Below are 16,944 nucleotides of genomic sequence, written 5' to 3' on the forward strand. Positions count from 1 at the left end.
TGGTGCGGAGACCGGTCGGTCATCCTGGGTGTTCGGCCGTCGGGGTCGACGGCGGTTCGTGGGGAGGGTGTCCCGGTGCCTGCGCGGCGAGTTCGCCGATGCGCAGCGGGGAGGCGATGGGCCGGCGGTCGCTCGAGACGCCGTCGATGAGGCCGCTGCCGCCGGATTCGGAGGCGACGCGGTGGAGGAGCTCCTCGACGGTGCGACCGCACATGCGGCCCTGGCAGATCCCGAGCCCGGCACGCGTGCTGAGTTTGAGCGAGCCCAGGCCGGTCGCGCAGGTGGCGGTAGCCGTCGTGCGCAACGAGCCGTAGTCGACCTCCTCGCAGCGGCAGATGGTGGTGTCGTCGTCGAGCCAGTCGCTCCAGCCGGCACGGATGCCGTGGGCGCGTTCGAGCCGGTCGGCGAAGGCGAGGAACGTGTCGCGCCGGCTCACGGCGGCACGGATCCCGGAGGCACCGGGGAGTCCGCCGGCCGCAGCGTGTCCCGCCACAGCCCCTTCCGCGAGCGCAGCGTCGACACCCCCGATCCCGGTGATCTCCCCCGCCGCGAAGACGGTCGGGACGCTCGTGCGCTGCTCGGCGTCGACCTGGACGAACCGGGCGTCGGTGAGCGCGCAGCCGACCGCGACGGGCAGCTCGAGCCGCGGGGTGAACCCGTGGCTGACGCACACGGCGTCCGCTTCGACCGTGCGCTCGGTCCCGGGGATCGGCGACCAGTCGGCGTCGACGGCGGCGATGGTCACACGCTCGACCCGGTCGGTGCCGTGCGCGGCGACCACGGCGTGACCGACGCGGTACGGGATCCGGTGGCGGAGGTGGCCGCCGACGTAGCCGAGCAGCTCACCGGCCTTCCCGGTCACGCCGAGCAGCTGCCAGGGCTTGGGAAGCCAGCCCCGGGCGAGTCCGCCGACGGTCGTGGCCTCGTAGACCCCGAGGACGCGTGATCCGGTCGCGGTCAAGGACGCGGCCACCGGCAACAGGAACGGTCCGGCGCCGGCGACGACCACCCGCTGACCGACGGTGACCCGCTCGCCCTTCGCGAGGGCCTGGGCGGCACCGGCCGAGAAGACGCCGGGGAGGTCCCAGCCGGGGAACGGCAGCGTGCGGTCGTGCGCGCCGGTCGCAAGGACGAGCGCGTCCGGCCGGAGGGTGAGCGGCGTGCGGTCGGCGCCGTCCGGCGGTCCGACCAGGACGTGCAGACGCAGGCCGGTCGCCCCGGAGGTGTCGTCGGAGCCGTGGTCGGTGGCGGCGCGGTCGACGTCGATCGCCCACACCTGCGCCTCGGTGATCACCGTGCAGCCGTCGTCGGCGTCGAGCGCCGCGCGCATGGCGACGAAGCGCTCGAACCCGTGATGCAGCGAGGCCTCGGCCGCGGACGGCCGGCTGGCCGGCAGGTGCCGCCAGTACTGACCGCCGAGCTCGTCCGAGGCGTCGAGCAGCGTGACGGCGGCGCCGAGGGCCCGGGCGGCGAGCGCGGCCTGGAGGCCGGCGGGACCTGCACCGACGACGACGACCTCACGCTGCCGGGCGCTCATGTCCGGTCCCCGAACGGGTCGTTCTCCGTCGTGGGTTCCGGGAGGGCGTCGTGCTGTGTCTCGATGCGGTCGCCGTCCGCGGCGCGACGCTGGCAGGCGCGGACGTCCCGCTGGCCGTTCACCGTGACGATGCAGTCGAAGCAGACCCCGATGCCGCAGAAGACGCCGCGCGACTTCCCGGACCCACTGGTGCGGCGCCAGGCGAGGACGCCGGAGCCCAACAGGACGCCGGCGATCGTCTGGCCGCGGAGTCCGTCGACGGGCGTCCCGTCGAGGTCGATGCGCAGCGCGTCCTCCGTGCCGGGCACGATCCGGTCGTCCGTCGCGGGCAGTCGTCTCGAGACCATCAGGCCACCTCCGCCGGCCGGTCGACGCGCAGGTGCGGGGTGAGGCCCGGGCGGTCGAGTTGGAACGGGGCGTCGTCGAGGTCGGTGGATCCACCGAGCAGGCGGGCGGCGATGAGTTCAGCGGTCGCGAGGGCCAGTCCGATGCCGGCGCCCTCGTGACCCGTCGCATGCCACAGGCCGTCCACGCGGTGGTCGGGGCCGATGACCGGGAGGTGGTCGGGCATGTACGGCCGGAAGCCGCCGTAGCTGCGCATGACCGAGGCGTCGCGGAGGAACGGGAAGAGGCGCAGCGACTTCGCCGCGACCTCGCGGAGCACGTCGACGTCGAGGCGTGCGTCAAACCCGATCTGCTGCCGGCTTGATCCGATGAGGACGGTGCCCGCAGCCGTCGACTCGACGACGCTCGAGGTCTGGAGCGAGGCGTCGCTCGACTGTGTGGCCCCGAAGTAGTCACCGTCGTAGACCTTGTGGTGCACGCGGTGCGGCATGCGGGTGGTGACGAGCACCATGCCGCGACGGGGACGGACCGGGACGGGTGCGCCGAGCAGGTCGCCGAGCTCGGCCGACCACGGTCCGGCGCAGACGAGGACCGCGTCGCCCGAGACGTCGCCCACGGAGGTCCGGACACCCGTGAGGCGTCCGGTCGCGCTCCGGACGCCGCCCGTCACGGTGACGCCGGTGCGCACGACAGCGCCCGCCCGCCGGGCCGAGGCGAGCAGGGCCTCCGTGGCGATGACGGGCTGGACCTGTGCATCCTCGGGATAGTGGACGGCCGCCGTGGACGAGCGGGTGATCGACGGCTCCGCCGCGAGCAGCTCGTCCTCGGTGAGGGGTCTGGCGTCGACACCGGCCGCGCGCTGGGCGGCGGCGAAGTCGAGCAGGGGCTGCGCGCCGGCCTCGGTGGTGGCGACCACGATGCCGCCCTTGCGCTCGAACTCGATGCTCGGGAAGGTCGGTCCCAGTTCGGCCACGAGTTCGGCGGTGACGACGGGCCAGAGGCGCGAGGCGTACCGGGCGAGGTCGAGTTCGGGGCCCGGCCCCTTGTCGGAGACGAGGAGGTTCCCCTCCCCCGAGCCGCTCGTGCCGCCGGCGGCGGCCGAACGGTCGAGCACGACGACCTCGGCACCGCGTCGGGCGAGGATCCGCGCGCAGGCCGCACCGACGATGCCGGCGCCGACGATGACGATGCGGGTCACGTGCGGTCCTCTCGGTCGATGCGGGGAAGGGCTTTCAGTAATGTGTCACACATTCACTGAACAGGCAAGCGTGCACCATCGCGGGTCCTGGTCGAGGTCCGCGCACGCACGCCAGGGGCTACTCGGCGTCGGATTCGGGCTTGCCGGCCCACCAGCCGGTGGTGTGCCCGATGTGTCGGTGCATGAGCTCGCGCGCGGCGACCCCGTCACCCCGCTCGAGGGCGTCGAGGAGCTCGTGGTGCTCCACGGCCGAGCGGTCGAGCTGCTGCGAGTCGAGCATGGCGGCCAGTCCCACGAGCCGGGTGCGTCCGCGGAGGTCCGCGACGAGCTCGACGAGCAGCGGGTTGCCGAGTTTCGCGGTGAGCGCGAGGTGGAACGCCTGGTCGGCTTCGAGGTACCGGGTCAGGTCGCCGTCGCGGGCACCGGCCACGATGTCGTCCGCCTGCTGCCGGAGCTCGGGCAGCGACTCGTGGTCGAAGACCTCCGCCAGGTCCGCCATCGCGGGCGGCTCGAGGAGCTGGCGGATCTGCGCCGTGTTGCGGAGCGAGGCCTCGCTGACGACCGTGACGCGGAACCCCTTGTTCCGGACCGCCTCCACGAAGTCGCGCTTCTCGAGATCGAGCATCGCTTCGCGGACCGGGGTCGCCGAGACGTTGAACTGCACCGCCAGCGTCGGTACCGAGATCATCGTCCCCGGCGCGAGCTCGCCCGAGATGATCGCCGCGGACACCGCCCGCTCCACCTGCGCCCGCAGGCTCAGCCGTTCCTCGGCCGGTCGGATCGCCGACATGCTCATCGCGACTCCCATCCTTCGTCTCCCACCACGGTCCGCTCAGGTTACTGGGCGCGCATCCACGCTTCGATGCCCGACGCGTCGATGGGCAGCGCATCCGACAGCACCTCGGCGCCGTCGGCCGTCACGAGCAGGTCGTCCTCGAGCCGGACGCCGATGCCGCGCAGTTCCGGTGGAACCGTCTCGTCGAAGGCGTGGAAGTACAGCCCCGGCTCGACCGTGAGCACCATGCCGGGCGCCATCGAGCCGCCCTGGTAGGCCTCGTAGGAGGACTTGGCGCAGTCGTGGACATCGAGGCCGAGGTGGTGACCGATGCCGCACACGAGGTACCGCCGATGCTGTTGTCCGATCGGGCTGAGCGCCTCGTCGACGGACACCGGCAGGAGGTCCCAGTCGTGGAGTCCTTGCGCGATGACCTCCATGGCCGCGTGGTGGAAGTCGGTGAAGTCGCGGCCCGGCCGCACGGCGGCCATCCCGGCGCGGTGGGACGCCTCGACGAGGTCGTGGACCCGACGCTGCTCCGGGCTGAAGGTGCCCGAGACGGGGAAGGTGCGGGTGACGTCGGCCGTGTAGAACGCACGCGTCTCCACGCCCATGTCGAGCAGGATCGCGTCCTCGGGGCGGACCGGGCCGTCGCAGCGCACCCAGTGGAGCGTGGGTGCGTGCGCGCCGCTCCCGACGATGGTCGAGTAGCCGGGGCCGTTCCCCGTGGTGCGGGCGTGCCGGTCGAAGGTCCCCTGCAGCCAGCGCTCACCGCCGCCGGCGACGGCCGTCGGCAGCTCTCGGATCACGGCGGAGAACCCGCCGACGGTCGCGTCGACCGCTCGCCGCAGCTCCGCGATCTCCCAGTCGTCCTTGATCATGCGCAGTTCCGAGAGCACGCGGCCGAGTTCCGGCGCGACCGTCAGCGGCTCGAGCGCGCGATGCCGCGAGGTCAGGGTCCCCGCGAGGAGCGGTCGTTCGACGCCTCGGAGCGCGTCGGGCAGCGCGGCGAGCACCTCGACCCGGAGGTCGAGGACTGCCGACCAGTCGGCCGGCCCCGGCGCGGAGCCGACCCAGAGTTCGCCGTGGTTGGCGTCGGCGAAGAACCCGGTCTCGCCCGGGTGCGCCGGTGCCGGGATGTACAACGTCGCGTCGTGACCGGCGCCGCTCGGACGTAGCACGAGGACCGCGTCCTCGGCGGAGCAGCCGGTGAGCCAGAAGAAGTCGCTGTCGGGGCGGAAGTCGTAGTTCGAGTCGTTGGCACGGACGGGCGCGCGACCGGAGGCGACAACGAGCGTCCGCCCGACGAAGGCCTCGCTCAGCCGACGACGGTGCTCGGCTGCGGCCGCGGCGATCCCGGGCTCGACCGGCGGCGTGCGGTCGGGGGTACCCCAGCCGGTGCCGAGGAACTCGCGGAACGCCGGCACCTCTGCCAGGCGGGGCAGCTTCGGGTCCGGGTTCGCCGGGCGCGGCATGGACGTGGCCGGTGCCTCAGTGGTGGCCGGCGCGAGGCCCGCCGTCTGCTCGGGCGCCTGCTGCTGCGTGTCGGTCATGCCTGCTCCTCATCCGCGCGACGGCCGCCGCGCTCGTCCACCATCGAGAACAGGCGGCGCACCACGGCGGCGTCCTGGATCCCGTCGTGCTCGTACTCGTTCGTGACCCAGGCGGTCGCCCCGCCGACGGCGTCGACCGTCTCCAACTGCAGCTGCGCGTCCACGTACATGTCGTCGAAGTACACGGCCGCGGCGAGCGGCACCGTGCTCGCCTGCAGGACCGCGGGGTCGTACAGCGGGTCCCAGTCGGTCTTGGCCGCCAGTCGCTCCACCGCACCCTGGAAGGGCCGGAGCGAGCGGATCTCCTCGAACATCCAGGGGTAGACCATCTCGCCCGTGAACAGCAGCGGCCTGGCCGTCTCGGCGAACGCCGGCCGTGCATCGCGCTCGGTCTGCGCCGCCCACGCGGTCGCCCCCGCGCCGGCGGCACCGTAGATGCTCTCCTGCAGGGCGATGAAGAGGGGGTTGTCGACGTAGGACGTCCTCCCCCAGACCTGCGCCAGGAAAGTGTCGCTCAGGCGGTCGCCGCTGTCGAACGCCTCGTCGAGCAGCCAGTGGAGACGCTCGTAACCGGGCTTCATCCCGAAGTCGATCCCGAGGTTCTGGAAGCGCCGCACGGTGAGTCGGTCGCCGTCCGGCAGGAGCACCTCCTCGGCGGTGAGTCGGTCGGCGATCCGCGCGACGGTGTCGACGTCCTGGGGGTACCGCTCGGCGAAGGCCCGGTTCTTGCGCTCCGTGCGCGGATAGGTGCGGCGGTAGACCTCAGCCGCCGACGGGTGGATGCCCGCAAGACCGCCCGTGACGTAGCAGGCTGCCAGTCCCTCCGAGGCTCGTGAGAGGTAGGTGAGGGTGAGGAACCCGCCGTAGCTCTGACCGAGCGTCGACCAGCGACGGCCACCGAAGACGGTGCGGCGCAGGTACTCGGCGTCGTCGACGATCGAGTCGGCCCGGAAGCGTTCCAGGTACTCGGCCTGTGCGGCAGCGTCACCGACGGCCGCGATGGACCGCCCGTCGATCCTGGTGCTCCGGCCGGTGCCGCGTTGGTCGAGCAGCACGAGGCGGAAAGTGCGGAGGGCCTCGGCGACCCAGCCGTCCCTGGACACCGGACGCGGGCCTTTGCCGCCCGGTCCGCCCTGGAGGAACACGAGGACCGGGAGCTGCTCGTCGCGACGCAGGGGGTCGACGAGTTCGCGGGCGAACACGCTGATCGTGCGGCCGTCGTCGGGCCGCCGCCAGTCGAGCGGGACGTCGACCGTGTGGTCGGTCACGTGGATCCCCGGCAGCAGGGAGGTGGTGGTGCGGTGGGTCATGCCTCTGTCCTTCCGGCGGCCGGTCCGTGCGTCCGCTCCTGTTCGAGCATGGTGGCACGCGCGGCCTCCCAGCTCGGGTCGATCGTGGGCACGGCGGCGAGCAGGGTCTTCGTGTACTCGTCCTGCGGGTGGTCGAAGATCGCCTCGCGGTCACCCTGCTCGACCACCTTGCCCCGGTGCATGACGGCGACGTCGTGCGCGATCTGCCGCACGACGGCGAGGTCGTGTGCGATGAACAGGTAGCTCAGGCCGCGCTCGGCCTGCAGGTCACGCAGCAGGTCGATGATGCGCGCCTGCACCGACACGTCGAGCGCCGACACCGCCTCGTCGCAGATCACGAGCTTCGGGGAGACGGCGAGCGCCCGGGCGATCCCGATGCGCTGGGCCTGGCCGCCGGAGAACTGCCGCGGGTAGCGCTGGAGGTGGTCGGGGTTCAGGCCGACGCGGTCGAGCAGGTCGCGCACGAGCGCGCGCTTGCCCTGCTTCGGGGTGATGCCCTGGTAGTCGAGCGGTGCCGACACGATGCGCTCGACGGTGTGCCTCGGGTTGAGGGAGGAGAACGGGTCCTGGAAGACGACCTGCACCTTCGTCCGGAACGCGGCGAGCGCCGACCCACGCGCAGTGGTGACGTCCTCGCCGTCGAAGGTGATCCTGCCGGCGGTCGGTTCGATGAGCTTCGCGATCATCCGCGCGGTCGTCGACTTGCCGCTGCCCGACTCCCCGACGATGCCGAGCGTCTCGCCGGCGCGGACGGCGAACCCGACGTCGTCGACGGCGCGGAACTGGGTGGTGCGTGCGCGGAACGCCCCGTCACCCTTCGTGGTGAAGTCTTTCGTCAGCCCGGTGGCCTGCAGGAGCACTGGTGCGTCGTTCATGCCTGTCCTTCTCCGGTCGTGGCGGGTGCCGTCGGGCGCTCGGTGAACGGGTCGTCGATCCGTGGGAGGGCGTCGAGCAGCGCCCGGGTGTACGCCGCCTGTGGCCGGGAGAAGATCTGCTCGGCCGTGCCCATCTCGACGGGGTCGCCGCCGCGCATGACGAGCACGTCGTCGGCGACCTGACTGACGACGGCGAGGTCGTGGGTGATGAAGATCATGCCGGCACCGGTCTCCCGTTGCAGTTCGGAGAGCAGGTCGAGGATCTGCGCCTGGACGGTGACGTCGAGCGCCGTCGTCGGTTCGTCCGCGATGAGCAGGTCGGGTTCCAGGCAGAGCGCCATGGCGATCATGATGCGCTGCCGCATGCCGCCCGAGAACTGGTGCGGGTAGTGGTCGACGCGCCGGGAGGCGTCCGCGATGCGGACCCGTTCGAGGGCCTCGATCGTGACCGCCCTGGCGGCCTTCCGAGAACCGCCGCGATGGGCGCGGTACGCCTCCTCGATCTGCAGTCCGACGGTGTAGTACGGGTTGAGCGAGGAGAGCGGGTCCTGGAAGACCATCGCGATCCGGTCGCCGCGCACGCGGCGCATCTCGCGGTCGCTTCGCCCGACGAGCTCGTGTCCGCTCAGTCGGACGCTGCCGGTCGTGCGCCCGCCGTTCGGGAGGAGTCCCATGATCGCGAGCGAGGTCATGGACTTGCCGGAGCCGGACTCGCCCACGATGCCGAGGGTCTGGCCGTGCTGGACCGCGAACGACGCCTTCCGCACCACGTCGATGTCGCCGGAGGTGGTCGGGAAGGTGACCGTGAGGTCGTCGACCTCGAGCAGCGCCGCCCCGGGGACGGGCAGGGAGATGGTCCTGGTGACGGTGGGGCTCATGCGCTCTTCACTCTCACTCTCGGGTCGAGGAACGTGTACACGACGTCGACCACGACGTTGCCGATGACCACGAAGAACGCGGCCAGGAGGGTGACGCCCATGATGACGGGCTGGTCGTTCTTCGCGATCGAGTCGGCGGCGAGCTTGCCGACGCCGTTCAGTCCGAACACCGTCTCGGTGATGAGGGCGCCCCCGAGGAGGCCCGCGAAGTCCATGCCGAAGAGCGTGACGACGGGCGTGAGCGCCGGCCGCAGCGCGTGGCGGCGCAGGATGAGGGGCGCGGGCAGGCCCTTCGCCCGGGCGGTCCGCATGAAGTTCTCACCGAGGGTGTCGATGACGTTCGCCCTGACGAGCCTCGCGTACATCGACGCGTAGCCGAGGGCGAGCACGATCCACGGCATGAGGTAGTTCTGGAACCACCGGACCGGGTCTTCGGCGAACGGCACGGCCTGCGGGAACGGCAGGATCTGCAGTTGCACCACGAGGACGTACTGCAGGAGGAGCGCCAGGAAGTAGTTCGGCAGGCTGATGCCGGCGAGGGCGACCATCATCGCCCCACGGTCCCAGCCGGTCCCCTGCTTGACGGCGCTGAGCAGGCCACCGCTGACGCCGACGAGCAGCCAGAGGACCGCCGCACCGATCGCGACCGTCGCGGTCACGGGGAAGCGCGCGGTGATCATGTCCATGACGGACTCGTTGGTCTGGAAGCTGAAGCCGAGGCACGGCGCCGCGCAGGAGACGGCCGAGGCGCCCTCCCCGTAGCTCCGGCCCATGACGATCCCCCGGATGAACTCGAGGTACTGCTGCCAGAACGGCTGGTCGAGCCCGAGCTGCGCCCGGATCTGGTCGATGCGGTCGGGGGTGCAGGTCTTGCCGCAGATCTGCACCGCCGGGTCAGGCGACAGCAGGAAGAAGATGACGTAGGTGAACAGGCTGATGAGCAGCAGGATGCCGATCGCCGACGCGATCCGGCGCAGGAGGTAGAGGGTCATGAGGCGGCGTCTCCCGAGTCGAGGGCCTTGCGCAGGCGGTCGCCGAGCACGGTGAAGGACAGCACCGTGAGGAACAGGAAGGTGCCGGGGATCAGGAAGTACATCGGGTCGACCGCGTACCAGCCGACCGCGGTCGCGATCATCTGGCCCCAGCTCGGCGTGGGCGGGGTGACGCCGACGCCGAGGAAGGAGAGGCCCGCCTCCGTGCCGATGTAACCGGGAACGGCGAGGGTGGCCAGGACGATGATGGTGCCGCGGAGGTTCGGCAGGATCTCGCGGAAGACGATGCGGATGCCTCCAGCGCCCGACGCGCGCGCCGATTCGACGAACTCGCTCGTCCGCAGCGACATCGCCTGACCGCGCACCACCCGGGCGGTGTACGGCCAGCCGAAGAGGCTCAGCACCACGACGAGCAGGACCGGTCGGTTGCCGGCGGGCAGGGCCGACAGGAGCGCGATCATGAAGATGAGCGACGGGAACGCCATGAGGAAGTCCATGACGCGGGAGACGACCTGGTCGACCCACCCGCCGTAGAAGCCGGCGAGCATGCCGAGCACGACGCCGAGCACGGTCGTGACGATCGTCGCCGAGACGGCGATCGACAGCGACACCTGCGCACCGAAGGCGATGCGCGCGAAGATGTCGCGTCCGTTCCCGGGTTCGACCCCGAACCAGTGCTCGGCGGAGATCCCGCCGAGGTTGCCGATCGGCACGCCGCCGAGGTCGGAGTCCACCGCCGACTTGTCGAAGGTGTACGGACCCCAGCCGCTGATCGCGGTGATCAGCGGGGCGAGGATCGCGAGCAGCACGACGAGCACGATGAACGCGACGCTGAGCAGCACCGGTGGGCTGGAACGGAGGGTGGCGATCACCCGCCGCGCGGGGGTGGGCGCACCGACCGGCGCACCCACCTCCTCGGCGACGGTGGTCAGCTCACTGGGAACGGACGACGACATCTGCGGCTACCGGCTTTCCGACTACTTGCCGGCCGAGGACAGGCCGACGGAGACGTAGTCGATGCCACCGGAGTACCCGGCGTGCGAGTACGCACCGGCGACGTTGGCTCCGACGACCATGACCGTCTTCTCGAACAGCAGCGGCACCGTCGGCACGAGCTTCTGGATCTGCTCGTCGAGCGCGCCCCAAGCGGCGTTGGCCTCGTCGGTGTCGGTCATCGCGCGGATCTCGGCGATGCGCTCGTTGACGGCGGGGTCGTTCAGCTGCGCGATGTTCGAGTTGCCCTTCGGGAAGATCTGCGAGCCGTCGAAGAGCGGCGGCAGGAAGGTCGAACCGGAGGCCCAGTCCGGGCACCAGCCGGTGATCGCGGCGTCGTTCTGCTGCGACGTCGTGCCGATGACCTCGTAGTAGGTCGAGGTGTCGATGAGGTTGAAGTTCACCGTGATGCCGGCCTTCGCGAGCGCCTGCTGCACCGCCTCGGCCTGCGCCTGCATCTTGGGCTGGCTGCGGATGTCGAGCGTGAACGAGAAGCCGTCGGGGAGGCCCGCCTCGGTGAGGAGTTCCTTGGCCTTCTCCGGGTCGCCTGCGTTGTCTTTGCTCGGGTAGAGGTCGAATTCGGTGTGGCCGGCGACGGTGGGCGGCAGCATGGTGGTCGCGATGTCCGCGAGCTGCGATCCGCCCGAGGCGTCCTTCACCGACTCGCGGTCGATGGCGTAGGCGATGGCCTGGCGGACCAGCGGGTTGTCCATGTTCGGCTTGGTCGTGTTCAGGCCCATGTACGTGGTGCAGCCCTGGAGGCCGGCGATGGTCCGTGCCTTGAGTGCCGGCGTCTGGATCCGGGAGATGGAGGCCGCCTGGACGGACCCGGCGATCGCGTTCGCGTCGTCACCCTGGCCGGCGATCATGCGCTCGTCGATGGTCGAGGCGTCGAGGCCGAAGGTGAAGTCGAAGCCGTCCGGGTAGGCCTTGCGGACGTCGTCCGTCTTCGGGTCCCACGAGTCGTTGCGGACGAGCTTCAGCTGCGAACCGCGCTCGTAGCTGTCGACCTTGTAGGGGCCGGAGGCGATCGGCATCTTGTCGAGGCTCGTCGTCGTCACCCGCTCGGTGTCGGCGGGGAAGGGCGTGAAGCTGTTCTGCCCGACGACGCTCGCGAAGTCGGCGAACGGCTCCTTGAGCGTGAAGACGATGGTCTGGTCGTCCGGCGTCTGGATGGACGGCAGGTCACCCGTGATGTACGGGCCCTCGTACGAGTCCGTCCCGGCGATCGTCAGGCGGGCGTAGGGCGATCCGACGGCGATGGCCGGGTCGAAGGAGCGCTCGACGCCGAACTTGACGTCCTTGCTCGTGATCGGCGTGCCGTCCTCGAACTTGAGGTCGTCCTTGAGCGTGAACGTCCACTGGAGGCCGTCGTCGCTCACCGTGCCGAGGTCGGTCGCGAGGTCGGGGACCATCTCGGTGCCCTTGGCGCCCTCGCCCGTGGACTGCGTCGTCAACGTGCGGTAGATGAGGCGGTAGAAGTTGTTCACGCCGCCGTCGAAGCCCTGGACCGGGTCGAGGTGCGAGAAGTCCGCGTTGAGGAGGACGTCGACGGTGCCGCCCTTCACCGGGGTGCTGGACGGGCCGTCACCTCCCGAGCCCGAACCCGCGGAGGTACACCCCGCGAGGAGGAGGACGGCCGCCGCCGCGAGGGCGGGGATGGAGAATCGTTGCTTCATGACGCTCTGCTTTCGTGTCGATCGGGCGGGTCGCCCGCGGGTGGAGAGGGTGGAGCGGGTTCGAGGGGCGGGAGGAGGTCAGCGGGCGCGGAACCAGACGCGCATGGCACCCGGTTCGCGGTTGCCCCAGAGGGCGTAGGGGATGAGGGTCGCGGTGGTCTGCGTCACCGAGGCCGTCGTCTCGGTGTCGGCGAGCGGTGCCGCGGCCGGCTCGGCCTCGGGCGCACCGGAGAGGACCGGGTAGAGCACGGCCGGAGCGGGGGCGTCGATCACCGCCGGGACGAGGAGCGCGACGGCGTCGATCCCCTCCCGGTCCAGGATCCGACGGTGCTCGACGACCGCGCGATCCGCGTCGGCTCCGGAGAACCGCAGGAGGTCGAGGTCCGCCGTCGTGTCCTGCTGCTCGGCGCAGGAGACGATCGGTCCGCGGACGAAGGCGATCGAGCCGCGGAGGGCGTCGACGGAGGGGTGCGCGCCGTGGGCCCGGACCGGCATCGGGAGGTCGAGCTCCACGGTGTCGCCGGCACGCCACCACCGCCGGACACGGATCCACCCGTCGACGGGTTCGAGCGGCGCGGTCGACCCGCCCACGCGGATGGAGCCACCGACGACCCACGAGGGGATGCGGATCGCGAGCTCGACTTCGTCGTCGGCGGCGGTGTCCACCGTCACGGTGACCGCTCCGTCCCACGGATACGCGGTGTCGACGGTGACGGAGAGCCGCTCGGTCGTGATCGACGCCGCGGTGAGGTGGGCGATTTCGACACCGGCGGGGGTCGACGTCGCGAGGTGATCCTGCAGCTCCGCGGTCCAGCGCACGATGTTCGGCGGGCAGCACGGGCAACCGAACCAGCTCCGTCTGAGGAGTTCGCCGTCCGCCTCCGCCCCCGACCGCTGCAGGTGGTCGGGGCGACGCTGCAGCGGGTTGTCGTAGAAGAAGGCCATGCCGTCCGCGGAGAGGCCGGCGGCGTACGCGTTGTAGAGGACGGTCTCGACGGTGTCGAGGACGGCCGCCGACCCGGTCGCGAGGTACAGGCGCCAGCCCCACTGCATCACGGCGATCGCCGCGCACGTCTCGCTGTAGGAGCGTTCGGACGGCAGCTCGTAGCGGTCGCCGATCGCCTCGTCGGAGTGTCGACTCCCGAGGCCGCCCGTGAGGTAGAGCTTCGTCTCCACCATGTCGTCCCAGAGCCGCCGCAGCGATGCGAGCAGCTCCTGGTCGCCGCGTTCGAGGGCGACGTCGGTCGCTCCGGCTGCCAGGTACGCCATGCGGACGGCGTGTCCGGTCACGGAGTCGAGGTCGCGCAGTGGGGCCGAGTCCTGGAAGTACTCGGCGGGGAAGACCCGGAGCTCGACCGTGCCGTGACCACGTCGGTCGACGAATGCGGTCGCGAGCTCGAGGTAGGACCGCACGCCGGTCTCGCGGAACAGCTCGACCAGGGCCATCTCGACCTCGGGGTGCCCGCACACCTGCGGGTCGCCGTCCGGTCCGAACCGTTCGACGGCGAGGTCGGCGAAGGCCCGGGCGACGTGCAGCAGACGGTCGTCGCCGAGACGACGCTTCGCGGCGATCGCCGCCTGGATGAGGTGCCCGAGGTTGTACAGCTCGTGGCCCCAGGCGAGGTCCTCCCAGGGTTCCTTCTCGATCTCCGGAGCCTGGAAGTAGGAGTTGAGGTACCCGTCGTCGCGCTGCGCGGCTTCGATGACGCCGACAGCCTCCTCGTAGAAGTCGCGGACATCGCCGGGTGCCGCCCCGACGAGCTCGTCCTCGGCGAGCAGGTAGGCGAGGCCTTCGAGGGTCTTGAAGACGTCCGTGTCGAGGAACGGGTAGCGCCCGCGGAAGCGCGACGTGCCGTCGCCGGGGTCGGCGATCCGGGCGAGGTTGTCGAGGTTGCCGGCGAGGCGGAGCTGCTCGATCGAGTGCGGGACGGTGGCGTCCCGGTTCCGACGCTGCCACGCACCGAGTTCGCCGTCTCTCAGCGCGACCTGTCCGGCGCCCAGCGGGATGCGGACTCCGGCGATCGGTGCGACGGCGGCGTAACGGCCTCCCGCGTGCACCGCGGTGCTCGCTGCTCGGGCGTCTTCGTCGAAGCTCATGGGCGACAGGCCTTTCTGTACCGTGTGACACAGTACACGGATCCGGGTTTGTGGTGGGTGACACATTACTCACCTGCTCCAGCGGACTGTCAAGCGCCGACGACCGATTCCAGGAGATGGAAACACAGCCGTAACGCGCCACTCCCAGCAGACTCCTCAGCGGATGCGCTACGCTTGATGAACTTGCGTGCGATCGCGCCATCCGGTGCGGTACTCGCTTGCGTCGTAGAACGCTCCCTCTCTCCCCTGCACGGCACCCAGCGGTGCATGCCAGGGTCGATGACACTTCATACGGCGAACGGATGCGCGACCTGCGCCTTCGCCACCTCCCACCAGCGACGACGCCGACGGAAGCACGCCGTACCATCCACGTGAGTCATCACGTGCGTGGTCACCCCGGCAGTGCCCGCTACCGCACACGAGTGCGCCGGCAGCCGTCATCGAAGCTCGTGGCCGTGCCTGAAAGAGACACACACCCATGACCGAAGCAACCATCACCTTCGACGCCCTCGGCGTCCCGGCACCACTCGTCGCCTCCCTCGCGAAGGACGGCAAGACGAGCGCGTTCCCCATCCAGATCGACACGCTCCCCGACACCCTCGGCGGACGCGACGTCCTCGGCCGCGGCAAGACCGGCTCCGGCAAGACCCTCGCCTTCAGCATCCCGATGGTCGCCCGTCTCGGCGGCGCCCTCGCCGGTGGCAAGCGCCGCCCGGGTCGCCCGCTCGGACTCGTCCTCGCACCGACGCGCGAGCTCGCCACCCAGATCGCCGCGGTCATGCAGCCGCTGGCCGACGCCTACTCGCTGAAGACCACCACGATCTTCGGCGGCGTCTCGCAGAAGCGTCAGGAAGAGGCGCTCCGCGCCGGCGTCGACATCGTCATCGCCTGCCCCGGCCGCCTCGAGGACCTCATGAAGCAGGGCTTCGTGAACCTCGACGCCGTGGAGATCACCGTCCTCGACGAGGCCGACCACATGGCCGACCTCGGCTTCCTGCCGGTCGTCACGCGCATCCTCGACAAGACGCCTCGCGGCGGGCAGCGTCTGCTGTTCTCCGCGACGCTCGACAACGGCGTGGACAAGCTCGTCCGCAAGTTCCTGCAGAACGAGGTGCTTCACTCCGTCGACGAGGCGAACTCGCCCGTCGCCGCGATGACGCACCACGTCTTCACGACCCCCTCGGTCGAGTCGAAGAAGGACCTCATCCAGGCCCTCGCCTCGGGTAGCGGCCGTCGCATCCTCTTCATGCGCACGAAGCACCACGCCAAGAAGCTCGCGAAGCAGCTCACCGACTCCGGCATCCCCGCGGTCGACCTGCACGGCAACCTCTCGCAGGTGGCCCGCGACCGCAACCTCGCGGCCTTCAGCGCCGGGACCGCCAAGGTCCTCGTCGCCACCGACGTCGCCGCCCGCGGCGTGCACGTGGACGACGTCGAGCTCGTCATCCACGTCGACCCGCCGACCGAGCACAAGGCATACCTGCACCGCTCGGGCCGCACGGCTCGTGCGGGCAGCGCCGGTGACGTCGTCACCCTCGCGATCCCCGGCCAGATGGAGGACCTCAAGAAGCTCCTCCGCAAGGCCGAGATCAACGTCACCCCGCAGGCGGTCACCGCGACCTCCCCGGCGGTCCTCGAGCTCATCGGCGACGTCGCCGCCTACGTGAAGCCCGCGCCGCGTGCGGCAGTGCAGCAGCAGGGTGGTGGCGGTGGTCGCTCGCAGGGTGCCAACGCGCAGCGCAAGCGTGCAGCCCGCGACGGCAACGGCCTCGGCAACGGTCACCGCGACCGCGACGGCGCACGTGCCGGCGCGAGCCGCGACAGCGCTCCTCGCGAGGGCGGCCAGGGCGGCGGCGGTCGTCGTGGCGGTCGTCCCGCCGGCGGCAACGGCGGTCAGGGCGGACAGCGCTCCGGCGCCGGTCGCTCGGGCGGTGCCCGTGCGGGTGCCGGTGCTGCCACCGGTGGCAGCCGCACGCACTACAGCACCGGCTACGCCGCGAACTCGGGCGCTCCCGCCGAGTCCTCGCGCCCCCGGACCAACCGTCGCGCGTCCAGCGGCAACTAGCAGCGAACCGCTCGAACGAAGCGCCGTCCACCGCAGGGTGGGCGGCGCTTCGCCGTTCGCGGACCCGCTCGATTTCGCGAGACGGGGGCGCTCGGGATACGGTTCCACCATGAACGTCAACGCAGTCGTCCGCCCCGTCCGCGACGTCGATGCCGAGTCCCTGGGACGCGTCCACGCCACGTCCTGGCACGAGACCTACGACCACCTCATCAGCGCTGCGACGCTCGCGAAGCTGTCGCCGCGTCGTATGGCCGAGCTCTGGACGCACTGGGCTGCGCAGGGCCCCGAGTACACGCACTTCGCGGCCCTCGTCGACGGCGAGATCGTCGGGTTCTCCGGCTCGGGTCCGGCCCGCGAGGAGGACGCACCCCGCGAGCGCGAGCTGTACTTCATCTACCTGCTGGACGCGTGGCACGGCACCGGGATCGGTCAGCAGCTGTTCGACGCCGCCATCCCCGACGGTCAGCCGTCGTTCCTGTGGGTCGCCGCGGACAACCCGCGTGCGCACCGCTTCTACCAGCGCAACGGGTTCGTCCTCGACGGTGGGGCCAAGACCGAGCCGTTCCTCGGCGAGATGATCGACGAGGTCCGCTACACCCGCTGACGCGCCCCGGTCCCTGAGCCGCTCCCCCGGTCCCTGAGCCTGT

The 16,944-nt window shown here is 71.0% G+C and carries 14 protein-coding genes; 2 read left to right on the forward strand and 12 right to left on the reverse strand.

The genetic code is table 11. The annotated features are described in order from the left end of the window. Positions 1-19 precede the first annotated feature (19 nt). The 12 genes from IFU11_RS08385 to IFU11_RS08440 form a co-directional block, all read right to left on the reverse strand. The gene (locus IFU11_RS08385) at positions 20-1,537 is read right to left on the reverse strand and encodes an FAD/NAD(P)-dependent oxidoreductase (RefSeq protein WP_192018660.1); all 1,518 of its coding nucleotides are present in this window, start codon (positions 1,535-1,537) and stop codon (positions 20-22) included. After that, complete coding sequence (locus IFU11_RS08390) at positions 1,534-1,884, reverse strand: (2Fe-2S)-binding protein (protein ID WP_192018661.1); 351 nt, start codon at positions 1,882-1,884, stop codon at positions 1,534-1,536. The genes IFU11_RS08385 and IFU11_RS08390 overlap by 4 nt, the downstream gene beginning before the upstream one ends. Further along, positions 1,884-3,080, reverse strand: a complete 1,197-nt coding sequence (locus IFU11_RS08395; protein ID WP_192018662.1) for an NAD(P)/FAD-dependent oxidoreductase — start codon at positions 3,078-3,080, stop codon at positions 1,884-1,886. The genes IFU11_RS08390 and IFU11_RS08395 overlap by 1 nt, the downstream gene beginning before the upstream one ends. Positions 3,081-3,198: 118 nt before the next feature. Next, complete coding sequence (locus IFU11_RS08400) at positions 3,199-3,876, reverse strand: GntR family transcriptional regulator (protein ID WP_192018663.1); 678 nt, start codon at positions 3,874-3,876, stop codon at positions 3,199-3,201. Between the two features lie 41 nt (positions 3,877-3,917). After that, a complete protein-coding gene (locus IFU11_RS08405) occupies positions 3,918-5,408 on the reverse strand; it encodes an aminopeptidase P family protein (RefSeq protein WP_371742746.1) in 1,491 nt (496 codons plus the stop codon). Further along, on the reverse strand, positions 5,405-6,718 hold the full coding sequence (locus IFU11_RS08410) for an alpha/beta fold hydrolase (protein ID WP_192018664.1): 1,314 nt from the start codon (positions 6,716-6,718) through the stop codon (positions 5,405-5,407). The genes IFU11_RS08405 and IFU11_RS08410 overlap by 4 nt, the downstream gene beginning before the upstream one ends. Continuing rightward, positions 6,715-7,593, reverse strand: coding sequence for an ABC transporter ATP-binding protein (locus IFU11_RS08415; protein ID WP_192018665.1), 879 nt, complete (start codon positions 7,591-7,593; stop codon positions 6,715-6,717). Before IFU11_RS08415 ends, IFU11_RS08410 begins: the two co-directional genes overlap by 4 nt. Continuing rightward, positions 7,590-8,471, reverse strand: a complete 882-nt coding sequence (locus tag IFU11_RS08420) for an ABC transporter ATP-binding protein (RefSeq protein ID WP_079705219.1) — start codon at positions 8,469-8,471, stop codon at positions 7,590-7,592. Before IFU11_RS08420 ends, IFU11_RS08415 begins: the two co-directional genes overlap by 4 nt. Then, on the reverse strand, positions 8,468-9,463 hold the full coding sequence (locus tag IFU11_RS08425) for an ABC transporter permease (RefSeq protein ID WP_079705218.1): 996 nt from the start codon (positions 9,461-9,463) through the stop codon (positions 8,468-8,470). Before IFU11_RS08425 ends, IFU11_RS08420 begins: the two co-directional genes overlap by 4 nt. Continuing rightward, positions 9,460-10,395, reverse strand: coding sequence for an ABC transporter permease (locus IFU11_RS08430; protein ID WP_064294392.1), 936 nt, complete (start codon positions 10,393-10,395; stop codon positions 9,460-9,462). Before IFU11_RS08430 ends, IFU11_RS08425 begins: the two co-directional genes overlap by 4 nt. A 45-nt stretch (positions 10,396-10,440) precedes the next feature. Continuing rightward, entirely contained in the window at positions 10,441-12,135 is a 1,695-nt protein-coding gene (locus IFU11_RS08435; protein WP_124768779.1) for an ABC transporter substrate-binding protein, read from the reverse strand. Positions 12,136-12,213: 78 nt separating this feature from the next. Further along, the gene (locus tag IFU11_RS08440) at positions 12,214-14,232 is read right to left on the reverse strand and encodes a glycoside hydrolase family 127 protein (protein WP_192018666.1); all 2,019 of its coding nucleotides are present in this window, start codon (positions 14,230-14,232) and stop codon (positions 12,214-12,216) included. Positions 14,233-14,710: 478 nt separating this feature from the next. Here IFU11_RS08440 and IFU11_RS08445 point away from each other — a divergent pair, with 478 nt between their 5' ends. Beyond that, positions 14,711-16,297, forward strand: coding sequence for a DEAD/DEAH box helicase (locus IFU11_RS08445; protein ID WP_192018667.1), 1,587 nt, complete (start codon positions 14,711-14,713; stop codon positions 16,295-16,297). Positions 16,298-16,406: 109 nt separating this feature from the next. After that, a complete protein-coding gene (locus IFU11_RS08450) occupies positions 16,407-16,901 on the forward strand; it encodes a GNAT family N-acetyltransferase (protein ID WP_085511004.1) in 495 nt (164 codons plus the stop codon). The last annotated feature ends 43 nt before the right edge of the window (positions 16,902-16,944 follow it).

Source organism: Plantibacter sp. CFBP 8804, from assembly GCF_014841225.1.
In the GTDB taxonomy this organism is placed as follows: domain Bacteria; phylum Actinomycetota; class Actinomycetes; order Actinomycetales; family Microbacteriaceae; genus Plantibacter; species Plantibacter auratus.

What these genes read in the sequence shown, in the direction of transcription:
- IFU11_RS08445 (WP_192018667.1), top strand. Translation starts at nt 14,711, where the DNA reads ATGACCGAAGCAACCATCACCTTCGACGCCCTCGGCGTCCCGGCACCA.
- IFU11_RS08425 (WP_079705218.1), bottom strand. Translation starts at nt 9,463, where the DNA reads ATGACCCTCTACCTCCTGCGCCGGATCGCGTCGGCGATCGGCATCCTG.
- IFU11_RS08440 (WP_192018666.1), bottom strand. Translation starts at nt 14,232, where the DNA reads ATGAGCTTCGACGAAGACGCCCGAGCAGCGAGCACCGCGGTGCACGCG.
- IFU11_RS08390 (WP_192018661.1), bottom strand. Translation starts at nt 1,884, where the DNA reads ATGGTCTCGAGACGACTGCCCGCGACGGACGACCGGATCGTGCCCGGC.
- IFU11_RS08420 (WP_079705219.1), bottom strand. Translation starts at nt 8,471, where the DNA reads ATGAGCCCCACCGTCACCAGGACCATCTCCCTGCCCGTCCCCGGGGCG.
- IFU11_RS08385 (WP_192018660.1), bottom strand. Translation starts at nt 1,537, where the DNA reads ATGAGCGCCCGGCAGCGTGAGGTCGTCGTCGTCGGTGCAGGTCCCGCC.
- IFU11_RS08410 (WP_192018664.1), bottom strand. Translation starts at nt 6,718, where the DNA reads ATGACCCACCGCACCACCACCTCCCTGCTGCCGGGGATCCACGTGACC.
- IFU11_RS08400 (WP_192018663.1), bottom strand. Translation starts at nt 3,876, where the DNA reads ATGAGCATGTCGGCGATCCGACCGGCCGAGGAACGGCTGAGCCTGCGG.
- IFU11_RS08435 (WP_124768779.1), bottom strand. Translation starts at nt 12,135, where the DNA reads ATGAAGCAACGATTCTCCATCCCCGCCCTCGCGGCGGCGGCCGTCCTC.
- IFU11_RS08415 (WP_192018665.1), bottom strand. Translation starts at nt 7,593, where the DNA reads ATGAACGACGCACCAGTGCTCCTGCAGGCCACCGGGCTGACGAAAGAC.
- IFU11_RS08405 (WP_371742746.1), bottom strand. Translation starts at nt 5,408, where the DNA reads ATGACCGACACGCAGCAGCAGGCGCCCGAGCAGACGGCGGGCCTCGCG.
- IFU11_RS08450 (WP_085511004.1), top strand. Translation starts at nt 16,407, where the DNA reads ATGAACGTCAACGCAGTCGTCCGCCCCGTCCGCGACGTCGATGCCGAG.